Annotated in this window: 16 protein-coding genes; 12 read left to right on the top strand and 4 right to left on the bottom strand. The window is 41.9% G+C overall.

The window, feature by feature from the left end:
- Positions 1 to 69 precede the first annotated feature (69 nt).
- Positions 70 to 1,830 (top strand): phosphomethylpyrimidine synthase ThiC, encoded by a 1,761-nt coding sequence (thiC, locus tag ABG082_RS12480; protein ID WP_348936148.1) that lies wholly within the window; start codon positions 70 to 72, stop codon positions 1,828 to 1,830.
- Positions 1,831 to 1,862: 32 nt separating this feature from the next.
- Here thiC and ABG082_RS12475 read toward each other — a convergent pair whose 3' ends face one another.
- Positions 1,863 to 2,012, bottom strand: a complete 150-nt coding sequence (locus ABG082_RS12475) for a hypothetical protein (protein WP_008342763.1) — start codon at positions 2,010 to 2,012, stop codon at positions 1,863 to 1,865.
- A gap of 192 nt (positions 2,013 to 2,204) precedes the next feature.
- Between ABG082_RS12475 and ABG082_RS12470 the strand changes: the two genes are divergently transcribed.
- Positions 2,205 to 2,387 (top strand): hypothetical protein, encoded by a 183-nt coding sequence (locus ABG082_RS12470; RefSeq protein ID WP_008342761.1) that lies wholly within the window; start codon positions 2,205 to 2,207, stop codon positions 2,385 to 2,387.
- Positions 2,388 to 2,619: 232 nt separating this feature from the next.
- On the opposite strand, the gene ABG082_RS12465 is transcribed toward ABG082_RS12470, so the two are convergent.
- A complete protein-coding gene (locus tag ABG082_RS12465; RefSeq protein ID WP_017367714.1) occupies positions 2,620 to 3,264 on the bottom strand; it encodes a serine/threonine protein kinase in 645 nt (214 codons plus the stop codon).
- Positions 3,265 to 3,490: 226 nt separating this feature from the next.
- Here ABG082_RS12465 and ABG082_RS12460 point away from each other — a divergent pair, with 226 nt between their 5' ends.
- From ABG082_RS12460 to yajC, 7 genes are all read left to right on the top strand, one after another.
- Positions 3,491 to 4,003, top strand: a complete 513-nt coding sequence (locus ABG082_RS12460; RefSeq protein ID WP_348936147.1) for an intercompartmental signaling factor BofC — start codon at positions 3,491 to 3,493, stop codon at positions 4,001 to 4,003.
- A gap of 147 nt (positions 4,004 to 4,150) precedes the next feature.
- Entirely contained in the window at positions 4,151 to 4,756 is a 606-nt protein-coding gene (gene ruvA, locus ABG082_RS12455; RefSeq protein WP_017358123.1) for a Holliday junction branch migration protein RuvA, read from the top strand.
- Positions 4,757 to 4,767: 11 nt separating this feature from the next.
- Positions 4,768 to 5,772, top strand: coding sequence for a Holliday junction branch migration DNA helicase RuvB (gene ruvB / locus ABG082_RS12450; protein WP_007501501.1), 1,005 nt, complete (start codon positions 4,768 to 4,770; stop codon positions 5,770 to 5,772).
- Positions 5,765 to 5,965 carry a DUF2905 domain-containing protein gene (locus ABG082_RS12445; protein ID WP_008342752.1) on the top strand — a complete coding sequence of 67 codons (201 nt, stop codon included), beginning with the start codon at positions 5,765 to 5,767 and terminating at the stop codon, positions 5,963 to 5,965. Before ruvB ends, ABG082_RS12445 begins: the two co-directional genes overlap by 8 nt.
- 34 nt (positions 5,966 to 5,999) lie before the next feature.
- Positions 6,000 to 7,028: a tRNA preQ1(34) S-adenosylmethionine ribosyltransferase-isomerase QueA gene (queA, locus tag ABG082_RS12440; RefSeq protein ID WP_007501498.1), complete on the top strand. Its 1,029-nt coding sequence runs from the start codon at positions 6,000 to 6,002 to the stop codon at positions 7,026 to 7,028.
- A 31-nt stretch (positions 7,029 to 7,059) separates the two neighbouring features.
- Positions 7,060 to 8,205 carry a tRNA guanosine(34) transglycosylase Tgt gene (tgt, locus tag ABG082_RS12435; protein ID WP_348936146.1) on the top strand — a complete coding sequence of 382 codons (1,146 nt, stop codon included), beginning with the start codon at positions 7,060 to 7,062 and terminating at the stop codon, positions 8,203 to 8,205.
- A 47-nt stretch (positions 8,206 to 8,252) separates the two neighbouring features.
- On the top strand, positions 8,253 to 8,519 hold the full coding sequence (gene yajC / locus ABG082_RS12430) for a preprotein translocase subunit YajC (RefSeq protein WP_003216659.1): 267 nt from the start codon (positions 8,253 to 8,255) through the stop codon (positions 8,517 to 8,519).
- A gap of 49 nt (positions 8,520 to 8,568) precedes the next feature.
- On the opposite strand, the gene ABG082_RS12425 is transcribed toward yajC, so the two are convergent.
- The gene (locus ABG082_RS12425) at positions 8,569 to 8,946 is read right to left on the bottom strand and encodes a TIGR04086 family membrane protein (protein ID WP_007501492.1); all 378 of its coding nucleotides are present in this window, start codon (positions 8,944 to 8,946) and stop codon (positions 8,569 to 8,571) included.
- Positions 8,947 to 9,110: 164 nt separating this feature from the next.
- Between ABG082_RS12425 and ABG082_RS12420 the strand changes: the two genes are divergently transcribed.
- The gene (locus tag ABG082_RS12420) at positions 9,111 to 9,773 is read left to right on the top strand and encodes a DUF421 domain-containing protein (RefSeq protein WP_019743031.1); all 663 of its coding nucleotides are present in this window, start codon (positions 9,111 to 9,113) and stop codon (positions 9,771 to 9,773) included.
- A gap of 1 nt (position 9,774) precedes the next feature.
- Here ABG082_RS12420 and spoVB read toward each other — a convergent pair whose 3' ends face one another.
- Complete coding sequence (gene spoVB / locus ABG082_RS12415) at positions 9,775 to 11,325, bottom strand: stage V sporulation protein B (protein WP_019743030.1); 1,551 nt, start codon at positions 11,323 to 11,325, stop codon at positions 9,775 to 9,777.
- 116 nt (positions 11,326 to 11,441) lie between these two features.
- Between spoVB and ABG082_RS12410 the strand changes: the two genes are divergently transcribed.
- Together ABG082_RS12410 and secDF are read left to right on the top strand one after the other, a co-directional pair.
- The gene (locus ABG082_RS12410; RefSeq protein ID WP_003216788.1) at positions 11,442 to 11,738 is read left to right on the top strand and encodes a post-transcriptional regulator; all 297 of its coding nucleotides are present in this window, start codon (positions 11,442 to 11,444) and stop codon (positions 11,736 to 11,738) included.
- Between the two features lie 41 nt (positions 11,739 to 11,779).
- Positions 11,780 to 14,008: a protein translocase subunit SecDF gene (secDF, locus tag ABG082_RS12405; protein WP_342461853.1), complete on the top strand. Its 2,229-nt coding sequence runs from the start codon at positions 11,780 to 11,782 to the stop codon at positions 14,006 to 14,008.
- Positions 14,009 to 14,123 lie beyond the last annotated feature (115 nt).

Here is a 14,123-nt window from a genome sequence, read left to right as displayed (position 1 = left end):
AGAATCTGGTTTTTTGCTGGTGCTGATTCCATCCTGTCCGGTGACACGAAAAGAAGGAGAGAACAGCAAATGAATGAAAAGACAAATGTTCCATCAACGCAATCTTTATTATCAAACTTTGAAGGCAGTCGAAAGGTATATGAACAAGGCTCAAGACCTGACATTTTGGTGCCAAAAAGAGAAATTGTGCTCACAAATACAGTGACACAAGCAGGTGATATCCCAAATGAACCGATTCGTGTGTATGATACAAGTGGACCGTATACAGATGAGGAGGCTCATATTGATGTCACAAAGGGATTAAAGCGCCTGAGATCAGCATGGATTAAAGAAAGAGAAGATACTGAAAGCTATGAAGGGCGTCAAGTAAAGCCAGAAGATAATGGATATCGCTTGAACGGGAAAGAATCCTTTCAAGCTGCCCAGACAGATTTTCATCATATACCGCTCCGCGGGAAACAAGGTGCTTGTGTGACGCAAATGCATTATGCAAAAAAGGGCATCATTACGCCTGAAATGGAGTTTATCGCTTTGAGAGAACAGCTAAGTCCTGAGTTTGTTAGAGAGGAAGTGGCTAGTGGGAGAGCGGTCATTCCAGCGAATATCAACCATCCTGAAAGTGAGCCGATGATCATCGGAAAGAATTTTCACGTGAAAATTAATGCGAATATTGGCAATTCAGCTGTGACATCGTCCATTGAAGAAGAGGTGGAGAAGATGACATGGGCAATTAGATGGGGGGCAGATACGATGATGGACCTGTCTACAGGAAAGGACATTCATACAACGAGAGAATGGATTATCCGCAATTGCCCAGTCCCAGTAGGAACTGTCCCGATTTATCAAGCACTTGAAAAAGTGAATGGAATCGCAGAAAATTTGACGTGGGAAGTATACCGAGACACATTAATTGAACAGGCAGAGCAAGGGGTTGACTACTTCACCATTCATGCGGGCGTCCTGTTAAGGTATATTCCGCTCACAGTCGACCGGGTCACTGGAATTGTTTCAAGAGGCGGAGCCATTATGGCAAGATGGTGTCTCGCTCATCATCAAGAGAACTTTCTGTATACCCATTTTGAAGAAATTTGTGAAATCATGAAAACATATGACATTGCCTTTTCGCTTGGGGACGGGCTCAGACCTGGATCCATTGCGGACGCAAATGACGAAGCGCAGTTTGCAGAGCTGGAAACGTTAGGGGAATTGACAGAGATCGCTTGGAAACATGATGTACAGGTCATGATTGAAGGACCTGGTCATGTTCCAATGGATAAAATCAAAGAGAATGTCGATAAGCAGATGGAGATATGCAAAGAGGCACCTTTTTATACGTTAGGCCCTCTAACAACAGATATTGCACCGGGATATGATCATATTACATCCGCGATCGGTGCGGCGATGATCGGCTGGTACGGAACAGCCATGCTGTGCTATGTGACACCAAAAGAGCATTTAGGTCTGCCGAACAAAGAAGATGTAAGAGAAGGCGTCATCGCTTATAAAATTGCCGCACATGCAGCTGATGTAGCAAAAGGACATCCTGCTGCTCAAAAGCGTGATGATGCCTTATCGAAAGCGAGATTTGAATTCAGATGGCGGGATCAATTTCACCTGTCACTTGATCCAGAACGAGCGCTGGCATTCCATGATGAAACATTGCCTGCTGAAGGTGCTAAAACTGCTCACTTCTGTTCCATGTGTGGACCAAAGTTTTGCAGTATGAAAATATCTCATGACATCCGCAACCAATCAGAAGAAGTGAAAAGAGAGATGGAGAAGAAGGCAAAAGAGTTTATCAGTCAAGGAAGTCAAATCTACCAATCCTAAAAAAAACCTCGCACTCCTCTAGTGCGGGGTTTTTATAAAACGGCTGAAATGGCTTTTCTCACGAGGTGCAAAAATGCTCTAACTGCAATCGCCATCGTTTCAATACTTGGGATGAGGGCATCTGTTAAATGAAACAGGACTGTTTGTCTCTCTGGAGATGTTCGTTTTTTCTTTTGTTTCATAAAGGCAGCCTCCTTTTCATTCAATATACTTCTTTTGAAGAGTATATAGATAGATATGTTGTGCGAATTTAAACAAAATTTAAACTTCTTGTGTTTAGAAGGAAAGAAGCAGGGGAAACGGATTGAATAGAGAATGAATGAAAAGAGCTGACCGATCCGGTTAGTGAACAAGACAGAGTGGAAGGTGATCTTATGATGAAAGTATTTAAGGTAACATTTCATATGAACAATGGGGAAGTGCTCGATTTCGAGCTGAAACGTCCAGCTACCTATGATGTGTATAAAAAAATTGAGGAAGCCAATCATTGGTTTAAGCTGAATAATGAAATCATTAACCTATTAAATGTGAATAGTATCCATGTAGAAACAGAATAAAACGAAAAGCCGCTCAAAGAGAGCGGCTTTCAGCGTGTAGACAAACCCTCGCATTCGGTGTCAGTCCTGCGTGCCGGTGCTCACGAATGTCAAATTCGCTCCGCGCCGGTACTCGTCCTTCCTAGACTGCAAAGGTTTTCTATCACGCTGAAAAGAAGACAAAGGGCTAAAATAAAGTTCATTTTAGCCCTTTGTCAACAATCTGAAAGCCGCTCTTTTCGAGCGGCTTTCATTATGCAGTAAAATCATTTCGATTGTTCAGCTGACCTCGAGACAGCCAGTTTTTCTTATACAAATAGGCAATCACTTCAAGCCACAGACGCGGCGCTTTTTTAGGGAAAAAAGGTTTTTGATAATAGGCGTATGCAGCTTTTAAATCATCCCATTGATGACATGTTTTCGTTTGCGTGAAGCGGGCGACGTCAATGACCCTGACGCGGCCATCCTTTGTTAAAATTAAATTTCGCAGATGAATATCAGAAGGATTTAAACCTTTCGCGCGTGCTTCTTCCAGCGCATCATCTACTTGTTCAATCATTTGTTTTTTGATCGGAATTCCTTTTGTCAGGCATTCATAGAAAGTATAACCTTTAATATATTCCATTAAAATATACTGATCCCCAGACTCGTAAATCTCAGGATAATATGAGGAGCCGGAAAGTTTTTCATAAATTGCAGCCTCTTTGCGGGCGATGTTTCGATAAGAAGGAAAAAAGACTTTTAACGCCATTTTTTTGCCGTCTTTTTTGTATGAAAATACATAAGCACTTCTTCCTTTGCCGCACAGCTCAAGCTCAGCCGGTTTAAAGACGAGCTTATTAAAACGCTTTTCTTCTTGATACTGAATCGATTCGGCTAATCTTTTGACATCTGACATTGACTTCACCTTCTTTGGTTTCAGTTTATGCGGCTGAAAAACGAATGATGAAAAAACGATGTGATTCGGTAGAGCAATGGATTGTATAAAACATAACATTTACGCACGAAGGATACAACGAAAGACGCTCAATATGTGTCAAGACATCGATTTGGTTAATGTTTAGCAAAATGGGTCAAACTACATATGTCATGCATCGATCTTATGTTCTAAAGAGGTGTAAATAGTGAAAGTGAAAATAAAGTATTTCGTTACAGGGCTTATCATGACAAGTGTACTCTTTTTCGCTCTTGATATGGAAGCAGCAGAACACTTGCAAAAAGAGTCAAAAACCATCAACGTTCAGCTTGAAAAGGTCTATCTAGACGGCGATGTGAGTATTGAAAGACAGCGGGCATCATTAGAAGACAAAGACTCATTTTGGGCCCAGTATAAGGGCTGGACATTGGTAGAACAGCGAGAGGATTTTGCCCTTTTTAGAAAGCAAATTGACGATATATCGCCTTTGAGTAAAGCAAATGGATATATCGGATTATCAGAAGACGGCGTGATTTCTACGTTTCATGGAAGGCCTGACGGGTGGGCGGAGCCTATTCATCTCTTTTTTCAAATTGATACGTCCCGCTTGGAAAGTCATGTAGAGCAACAGCTTGCACAAGGCATTCCGTTTCGAACAAAAGATGAATTTGAGCATGTGCTTGAAGTCATGAAACCTTACCGAAATGAACAATCGTTTTAATCGTATGACAGCTTGCTGGTGTGAAGACCGCAAGCTCTTTTTCATGAGTTGACGATGAAAAAAGGCTGAGCGAACGTATGTTAACTTTTATTACGGTTTTCTCTTCGATTTATGTTACAATGGAGAACAGTCAAAGAGGTGAAAACGGTGATAGAGTTTGTAAAAGGGACCATTGATTATGTGTGCCCGCAATATGTTGTCATTGAAAATGGCGGAGTGGGATATCAAGTCTATACCCCAAATCCGTTTATCTATCGAGTAACAAAACAAGAAACGATTTATACGTATCATTACATAAAGGAAGACGCTTTTTCGTTATATGGATTTCAAACACGAGAAGAAAAAGCGTTGTTCACAAAACTGTTAAATGTCACAGGGATTGGACCGAAGGGTGCGCTTGCGATTCTTGCTTCCGGTGACCCTGGCGCTGTCATTTCAGCGATCGAACGAGAGGATGAAGCTTTCCTCATTAAATTCCCGGGTGTTGGCAAAAAAACAGCACGTCAGATCATTCTAGATCTGAAAGGGAAGCTCGCAGATGTGGTGCCTGAAATGATAGGAAACTTATTTAACCACGAGGATCATATTCAAATTGAAACACAGCAAAGCGCTTTAGATGAAGCGGTTGAAGCCTTAAGTGTCCTTGGGTATGGTGATCGTGAAATCAAAAAGGTTCTTCCTTTATTAAAAGAAGAGAAGAATCTTACAACCGATCAATATGTGAAAAAAGCTTTACAAAAAATGTTGAAATAGGGTGATGTCTCATGGATGAACGGCTCGTCTCAACTGAAGCAGACAACCATGAATCAGCCATTGAGCAAAGTCTGCGTCCACAGACGCTTAGTCAATATATCGGCCAGCAGAAAGTAAAGGATAATCTCAGCGTATTTATTGAAGCTGCCCGAATGAGGCAGGAAACGCTGGATCACGTTCTTTTATATGGACCGCCGGGACTTGGGAAAACAACGCTTGCATCGATCATTGCCAATGAAATGAATGTTCAGCTGCGTACAACGTCTGGACCAGCGATTGAACGCCCTGGCGATTTGGCGGCGATCTTAACATCTCTTGAACCTGGCGATGTTCTGTTTATTGATGAAATTCATCGCTTGCAGCGTTCAATAGAGGAAGTGCTATATCCAGCGATGGAGGATTTTTGTCTAGATATCGTGATTGGAAAAGGAGATACAGCACGCTCTGTGCGGCTTGATTTACCGCCATTTACGCTTGTAGGTGCTACAACCCGTGTTGGGCTTTTAACAGCGCCGCTTCGTGATAGGTTTGGGGTTCATGCAAGATTGGAATACTATGAGCAAAGAGATTTGGCTCACATTGTAGCAAGAACAGCCGAGCTGTTTGAGATTGGGATCGACATTCGTTCAGCTGAAGAGATTGCAAGAAGATCTAGAGGTACACCGAGGGTCGCCAATCGTCTGCTCAGAAGAGTAAGAGATTTTGCGCAGGTGCTTGGAAATCATGCGATCACACAAGACATTGCAGAAGATGCTCTTGAGCGTCTGCAAGTTGACAGACTCGGACTTGATCATATCGATCATAAACTGCTTTTAAGTATGATTGAAAAATTTAGAGGCGGTCCTGTTGGACTTGATACGATCTCAGCGACAATTGGAGAAGAATCACATACGATTGAAGATGTGTACGAACCGTATTTACTGCAAATTGGTTTTCTGCAAAGAACACCAAGAGGGCGGGTCGTCACAAGAGAAGCGTATGAACATTTTCATATGGAGGTTCCGATTCGTGACTGAATTCCCTAAAATGTTGATGATTTTAGGTGGTGTCCTTTTTGCCGCAGGTTTAGTGTTTCAATTGGTTGGGAAACTTCCAGGCGATATTTTCGTGAAAAAAGGGAACGTAACGTTCTTTTTTCCTGTGATTACATGCATTGTCATTAGCATCGTCCTAACCATTTTACTCAATGTCTTCGGACGGATGAAATAACGTTAACTAGTTAACTACAGAATAGGTGAAGGAAATGAAGTTAGAACTATTTGATTTTGATCTACCAGAAAGATTGATTGCACAAGTGCCGCTTGAAAAACGAGATGCATCAAGACTGATGGTCTTAAATAAACAAACAGGTGACATCACACATGATACATTCTCGCAAATCACAGATTACTTTCAAAAGGGTGATTGTCTCGTTTTAAACAATACTCGTGTATTGCCTGCACGTCTGTTTGGAACGAAAGAGGATACGGGTGCTAAAGTGGAGCTGCTTCTTTTGAAACAAGAAGAAGGAGACAAATGGGAAACGCTCGTGAAACCAGCAAAACGTGTGAAAAACGGAACAGTCATTACATTTGGTGATGGACGATTAAAAGCGGTATGTACAGAAGAACTGGAACATGGCGGAAGAAAAGTTGAGTTTCAGTATACAGGCATTTTTTATGAAGTACTTGAATCCTTAGGTGAAATGCCGCTGCCTCCGTACATTAAAGAGCAGCTTGACGATCGTGAGCGTTATCAAACCGTCTATTCCAAAGAAGTTGGTTCTGCTGCTGCGCCTACTGCCGGTCTTCACTTTACAAATGAACTGCTAGATGCTCTTAAAGCAAAAGGAGTGCATATTGCGTTTATTACGCTCCATGTTGGGCTTGGCACATTTCGACCGGTCAGTGCTGAACGCATTGAAGAACATGAAATGCACGCAGAGTTTTACGAAATGAATGAAGAAACGGCAGAAGAGCTTAATCGCGTGCGCAAAGAAGGCGGGCGAATTATTTCAGTCGGAACAACTTCGACAAGAACGCTTGAAACCATTGCAAGTGCTTATGATGGTGAATTCAAAGCGTCAAGCGGCTGGACGTCGATTTTTATTTATCCAGGCTATACATTTAAGGCAATTGATGGCATGATCACGAATTTCCACCTGCCAAAATCGTCTTTAATTATGCTTGTCAGTGCATTAGCTGGACGAGAACACGTCCTAAAAGCGTACAATGAGGCTGTAAAAGAGGAATACCGATTCTTCAGTTTTGGCGATGCCATGCTGATTCAATAACATTATACAACAAAGACAGGAGGGCTCATTTTTGTCGCAATTACCGATACGTTATGAGTTCATTAAATCATGCAAACAAACAGGTGCACGTCTTGGACGCATTCATACACCGCACGGCTCCTTTGAAACACCTGTATTTATGCCAGTTGGTACACTGGCTACAGTGAAAACAATGGCGCCTGAAGAGTTAAAAGCAATGGAAGCAGGCATCATTTTAAGCAATACGTATCATTTATGGCTGCGCCCGGGGCATGACATTGTCAAAGAAGCAGGCGGCCTGCACAAATTTATGAACTGGGATCGAGCGATTCTAACAGATTCAGGCGGTTTCCAAGTGTTTTCTTTGAGTGAATTTAGAAAAATTGAAGAAGAAGGCGTTCACTTCCGTAATCACTTAAATGGAGATAAGTTGTTCCTTTCTCCTGAAAAAGCGATGGAGATTCAAAATGCGCTCGGCTCAGATATTATGATGGCATTTGACGAATGCCCTCCGTATCCAGCAGAGTACGATTATATGAAACGTTCTGTAGAGCGGACAAGCAGATGGGCAGAGCGCTGCTTAACAGCGCACCAGCGTCCAGAGGATCAAGGGCTGTTTGGCATTGTGCAGGGCGGAGAATACGAAGAGCTTCGTAAACAAAGTGCAAAAGATCTTGTTTCACTTGATTTCCCAGGCTACGCCATTGGAGGTTTATCTGTTGGTGAACCAAAAGATGTGATGAACCGTGTGCTGGAGTTTACAACGCCATATTTACCGGCAGACAAGCCAAGGTACTTAATGGGTGTCGGCTCGCCAGATTCATTAATTGACGGTGCGATTCGCGGTGTCGATATGTTTGACTGTGTACTGCCTACGCGAATTGCAAGAAACGGTACGCTGATGACAAGTGAAGGACGCCTTGTTGTGAAAAATGCTAAATATGAGCGAGATTTCAGACCAATCGATGAAAACTGTGACTGCTACACATGCAAAAACTACACACGCGCTTATATTAGACATTTAATCCGTACAAATGAGACGTTCGGAATTCGATTAACAACTTATCATAATCTTCATTTTCTGTTAAAATTAATGGAGCAAGTGAGAGAAGCTATCCGTGAGGATCGTTTAGGTGATTTTAGAGAAGAGTTTTTTGAGCGTTATGGTTTTAACAAACCGAATGCGAAAAACTTTTAACGCATAAACGAAAGGCTTTACAATGCTTTAGAAAGGGGTGAGATAGAATGGATGGTGGTATGGGTTCAATCATTATGATTGTTGTCATGTTTGCTGTGCTTTACTTCTTGTTAATCCGTCCACAGCAAAAGCAACAAAAAGCTGTGCGTCAGATGCAGCAATCTTTATCAAAAGGCGATAAAATCGTCACAATCGGTGGTTTACACGGTGAAATCGACTACATTGATGAATCAAAAGTGGTCATCAAAACAAGCGAAAACAACCGTTTAACTTTCGACCGACGTGCTATTAGAGAATTAGCTGACAAAGGCTAATCCTCCAATACATAGCGATAAAAAAAGAGCGATATCATTCGCTCTTTTTTTATTTGCCCCGAAGATTGACGCCAATCATTCCCCCTAGCATACAAATTCCCAAAAAGGCTGCATGATAGATGAATTGTTCTGGTGAAAAGGTTTCTCCAAACCCTAAATATTGAAATAAAAAGACAGTGAGTGAAAAGATAAAAGAGGTCATGGCGCCAATGAGCCAGCCTCGTTCCTTTGCTTTCCCTCCAGAAATCATTCCTCCTAGAAAAAGTGCCGCAAAGGACAAGATCATGATCATCCATTTAAACGATGATTCCTGCATACTTGTGAAGGTAAGCATCAGTGATACAAGTAAGCTTGTCACAATCATCACGACAAAAATAGCAATTAAGCCAGATAAAATGCCTTTTCCTATTTGTTTCGTTTCCTGCATGTGATTCGTCTCCTCTCCAATTGACCGAAGCTTGTCTTTTACTAAAATGTATTCACGGAGGAGAAAAAATAGACATGTTCTCGTGATAAAAACCGAGGCTTTCTTTTCTACATAAATAAAGTGTTTTGACACAAGCTATGGTGGAGAAGGAGGGTTTACATCATATGCAGGACATCTTAATTATCTCCATGAGAACGATCATTTTATATTTTCTCATTTGGTTTATCTTTCGTTTAATGGGCAAAAGGGAGATTGGGGAACTGAGTATTTTAGATCTTGTTATTTTTATGATGATCGCTGAAATTGCGGTGCTCGCCATAGAAGAAGTAGAGGATCACATGTTACATACAGTATGGCCGATCCTGCTGTTAACCTTCATTCAAATCACCCTTGCCTATTTGTCATTAAAATTTCAAGGTGTCCGGCGTTTTCTCGACGGTAAGCCAGCCCTGCTCATCATCAACGGAAAAATAGATGAGGGTGCGATGAGAAAACAGCGATACAATTTTGATGATTTGCTGATTCAATTAAGAGAAAATAACATCGATAGTATCCAGGATGTCTCATATGCCATCTTAGAGCCTTCAGGGAAGCTCGCCGTTGTTGAAAAAGAAAACAAGCGCAAACATGCAGCGCTTGAGCTCCCTCTTATTGCAGACGGTGTGGTTCAGCATGATCATCTCAAGCAGATCAACCATGATGAACAGTGGCTGATAAAGGAGCTTGCCAAAAGAGGCTATGATGACATCGAGCAGATCTCCTACTGTAGCTTTAATCAGAAGGATTTTTATATTGATTTGAAAGATGAAGTGATCAAGAAAGAATGAGCTAAAGCAGCTTCCCAATAAACGGGATGCGGCGTAGCTCTTCTCGTTTCACTAGCCCAAGACAGATTAATAGAATGACATACAGCACGCACGTCAAAAAGATCATCATGACAAGCTCCAAAGGGGCGGAAAAGAGTCCGCTCGCTTGATGTTTCATCCATAAACTGACTGCCCCAGTACCGATGATCACAAGGACGCAAAGTCCATATTCTTTTAATGGTAAATGAATAGGCAGCACTTTACCGACAGTTGCCGCATGGAGTAATGTGACAAGGACGATGCCGATGAGTATCGCAAGCGCTGCGCCCATAATGCCAAAGCTTGGCTGTGAAGCAAGAACAAAGATCATGCCTGTTTTCACAACAGCTCCTATCAAGCTGTTGGTCATCGCTGCCCCAGCTAAATTTAATGCTTGAAGGACAGCCTGCAACGGCCCTTGAAAGTAATAGAGCAAAAAGAAGGGGGCCATGAATTTTACATAGACAGCGGCATGAGATGAACCATACATGAAGAGGGTTAAATTTTCTGCATACACGAAAAGGATAATACATGAAATGCCCCCGCTTAATAAACAAAGGCGCATCGCCTGCTTGAGCCGGTATTCGACCGTTTTGCGTTTGTTCTGTTCCATCCCCTCACTAATCGCTGGAACTAGTGCGGTGGAGAGAGAATACGTGATAAAACTAGGAAGTGTCAAAAGGGTGAGCGCAAGTCCTGTCAATTCTCCGTACTGCCTTGTTGCTTCCACAGCTGCATAACCGGCAATCGCAAGGCTTTGCGCGACGACAATCGGTTCTAAAAACCACGAGATATTGCCGATGAAACGGCTGCCTGTCGTTGGCAGGGCAATACTCATGAGCTGTTTAAACGTATCCTTCCCATCATGAATTGCCTTGAAAAAACGTTTTCGGATACGGATGGTCTTTTTATAACGAAAGGCAATCAGTAAGTAAGCAAGTGAAATCATTTCCCCGATGACAGATGAAATCATGGCGCCTGCTGCTGCATATTCAATTCCATAAGGCAGGAACGCTGTTGTACATACTGCCACGAGTGAAATTCTTGCGACCTGTTCTAGTACTTGTGACATCGCAAGCGGGCTCATTTGCTGTCTTCCTTGGAAATAGCCCCTTAACACACTAGAGATCGCAATAACGGGTACGACTGGTGTAATGGCAAGCAGAGGATAGACCGTTCTAGGATCTGTCAGCATATTTTCCGCCATAATAGGGGCAAACCATAAAAAGAGCGGCGTGAAAATCAGGCTGAGTGTTCCTGTTATCGCAAGGGACATCACTAGAATGCGTTTTGTTTTCTGTTTGTCACCACGGGCTTCTGCTTCTGCGACTAGCTTACTAATCGCAACAGGAAGTCCGAATTGAGTTAGCGTCACGGCGAGAAAAAAGGTAGGCGCTGCCATCATATAAAGCCCTACGCCTTCTTCACCAATGAACCTTGCAATCACAATTCGATTGACAAAACCCAATATTCTTGTAATAAAACCTGCTAAAATTAAAATAATGGTCCCTTTTAAAAACGTTTGCTTCGTCAAATCACAGATCACCTGCCTTCTCAAACGACATAGAATCATATACAATAAGATATGCGTGTATATCGTCCAAGCATGACAAGTCTCTCGATAAAAAACTGAAAAGGGGGAGCCTCACATTGACACAACATCCGGCTGCTATATACAAAGACCATTTAAAGCCTTTTCTGTTCAGTAAGCTTGAAGAATTCATCGTTTTGGGCTATAAAGATGTAGATTTAGAGGAATTATGGTCATACTTAGAGAATAAGAAGTGGAAGAAAAAACAAGAGTATCCGATTCATGAAATGGTTGCAGATATTTTATCTGTGAAAATTGGCGAATTTATGAACTATGCAACCGTTCAGTCGTTTAAAACGTCTGCTTTTTTGGACAGTGAAGATGGCAAGAATATGCTGGACGAACTGTTGAAATAAGCCATCTAAATGGATTCAGGTGTTTAAGGAGGAAATACATAATGAAAAAAGGGCGCATACTTGCGTTTTTCTTAGTGGTTCTGTTAATCGGAACTGGTGTGGGCTTATTAACGAAGCCCGTTGCGAAAGATATGACGCTAGGGCTGGACTTACAGGGTGGATTTGAAGTTCTGTATGATGTACACCCAGTGAAAAAAGAAGACAAGATCACAAATGGTGTTCTCGTCAGTACAGTAGAGGCTTTAAACCGAAGAGCCAACGTGCTTGGGGTCAGTGAGCCGAACATTTCGATCGAAGGAAACAACCGTATCCGCGTACAGCTTGCGGGCGTAAAAGATCAAAACAGAGCACGGGAGATTCTATCGACTGAAGCACAGCTTTCCTTCAGAGATACGAATGACAAAGAGCTTCTAAACGGATCTGATCTTGTTGAAAATGGTGCAAAACAAACATTCAATCAAACGAATGAGCCGATCGTGACGGTCAAACTAAAGGATGCGAAAAAGTTTGGTGACGTGACAAAAAAAGTAGCGGCGATGGCACCAAATAATCAGCTTGTTATTTGGCTTGATTATCATAAAGGAGATTCCTTCAAAAAAGAAGTCTCTAAATCAAATCACAAGTATGTATCTGCGCCGAATGTAAACCAAGAAATTAACAGCAGTGACGTACAAATTGAAGGAAACTTTACGGTTCAAGAGGCAAAAGACCTTGCGAGCATTTTAAATGCCGGCGCATTGCCAGTAAAATTAACCGAAAAATATTCAACATCTGTGAGTGCACAGTTTGGTGAGCAAGCACTAAACGAAACAGTCTTCGCAGGAATTGTAGGAATAGCATTTATCTTCTTATTCATGCTGTTTTATTACCGATTACCAGGTCTTGTTGCTGTCATTACACTGTCAGCTTATATCTATATCACACTTCAAGTCTTTGACTGGATGGGTGCGGTCATGACACTGCCTGGAATCGCTGCATTGATTCTTGGGGTAGGGATGGCTGTTGATGCCAATATTATTACGTATGAACGGATTAAAGAAGAGCTCAAGCTCGGTAAATCTGTCCGTTCTGCTTTCAGATCGGGTAACCGCAGATCGTTTGCCACGATCTTTGATGCAAACTTAACAAGTATCATTGCCGGAGGGGTTCTGTTCTTCTTTGGAACAAGCTCTGTCAAAGGATTTGCAACCATGCTTATCCTATCGATTTTGACAAGCTTTATCACGGCTGTCTTCCTATCAAGATTCCTTCTTGGATTACTTGTAGAAAGCCGCTATCTCGACCGCAGAAAAGGCTGGTTTGGGGTTCGTCAGAAAGACATTATTGATATTCATGAAACAACTGAAAATACTGAACCGAAAACACCATTTGATAAATGGGATTTCGTCAGCAAACGTAAAGGCTTTATGATTTTCTCAGCAGCCATTACCATTGCTGGAATCATTGTGCTTTCAATCTTCAAGCTCAATGCAGGTATTGACTTTGCAAGTGGTACTAGAGTTGATATTCAAAGTGACCATAAGCTGTCAACAGAACAGGTGGAGCAAGATTTTAAAAAGCTAGACCTTGAGACAGACAGTGTTGTGTTATCGGGTCAAAAAGAAAATCAAGCAGCAGCTCGATTTGTCGGTGTTCCAAATAAAGAAAAAATCGCTGAAGTGAAAGATTACTTCAAAGATAAATACGGAACGGAGCCTAACGTAAGTACAGTGTCTCCGACAGTTGGAAAAGAGCTTGCGCGTAACGCATTATACGCTATCATCATTGCTTCTATCGGGATTATCTTATATGTATCCGTCCGATTTGAGTATAAAATGGCGATTGCAGCGATTGTCTCTCTGCTTTACGATGCATTCTTTATCGTTGCCTTCTTTAGCATTACGCGCTTAGAGGTGGATGTCACCTTCATAGCAGCGATACTCACGGTCATTGGGTATTCGATCAATGACACGATTGTCACCTTCGACAGGGTGCGTGAGCAAATGAAGAAACGCAAACCGAAAACGATCGAAGATTTATCGTACATTGTGAATTTAAGTTTACAGCAAACCTTTACGCGTTCTGTGAACACTGTACTCACTGTACTTGTAGTGGTGATTGCACTTCTCATTTTCGGTTCAGCATCTATTACAAACTTCTCCATCGCCTTACTTGTCGGCCTATTAACAGGGGTGTATTCATCCCTTTACATTGCGGCACAAATTTGGCTGATATGGAAAGGCCGTGAGCTGAAAAAGCCGGCTAAAATAGATACAGAACAAGATATTTAAACAAGAAAGACTGCCAGCTTGGCAGTCTTTTTTTCATGCATCATACTTGTCATCGTCACAACAATAAGATGATATGTAAAAACATTTCGGGTTTCATTGATCTTGAAATGGTCTT

It is taken from the genome of Bacillus sp. BS1807G30 (assembly GCF_040047675.1).
Classification (GTDB): domain Bacteria; phylum Bacillota; class Bacilli; order Bacillales; family Bacillaceae; genus Bacillus; species Bacillus altitudinis.
This window is presented reverse-complemented; position numbering and strand designations above follow the sequence as displayed.

What these genes read in the sequence shown, in the direction of transcription:
- ABG082_RS12425 (WP_007501492.1), bottom strand. Translation starts at nt 8,946, where the DNA reads ATGCAGGAAACGAAACAAATAGGAAAAGGCATTTTATCTGGCTTAATT.
- ABG082_RS12420 (WP_019743031.1), top strand. Translation starts at nt 9,111, where the DNA reads ATGCAGGACATCTTAATTATCTCCATGAGAACGATCATTTTATATTTT.
- thiC (WP_348936148.1), top strand. Translation starts at nt 70, where the DNA reads ATGAATGAAAAGACAAATGTTCCATCAACGCAATCTTTATTATCAAAC.
- ABG082_RS12465 (WP_017367714.1), bottom strand. Translation starts at nt 3,264, where the DNA reads ATGTCAGATGTCAAAAGATTAGCCGAATCGATTCAGTATCAAGAAGAA.
- secDF (WP_342461853.1), top strand. Translation starts at nt 11,780, where the DNA reads ATGAAAAAAGGGCGCATACTTGCGTTTTTCTTAGTGGTTCTGTTAATC.
- ABG082_RS12470 (WP_008342761.1), top strand. Translation starts at nt 2,205, where the DNA reads ATGATGAAAGTATTTAAGGTAACATTTCATATGAACAATGGGGAAGTG.
- ruvB (WP_007501501.1), top strand. Translation starts at nt 4,768, where the DNA reads ATGGATGAACGGCTCGTCTCAACTGAAGCAGACAACCATGAATCAGCC.
- queA (WP_007501498.1), top strand. Translation starts at nt 6,000, where the DNA reads ATGAAGTTAGAACTATTTGATTTTGATCTACCAGAAAGATTGATTGCA.
- yajC (WP_003216659.1), top strand. Translation starts at nt 8,253, where the DNA reads ATGGATGGTGGTATGGGTTCAATCATTATGATTGTTGTCATGTTTGCT.
- ABG082_RS12475 (WP_008342763.1), bottom strand. Translation starts at nt 2,012, where the DNA reads ATGAAACAAAAGAAAAAACGAACATCTCCAGAGAGACAAACAGTCCTG.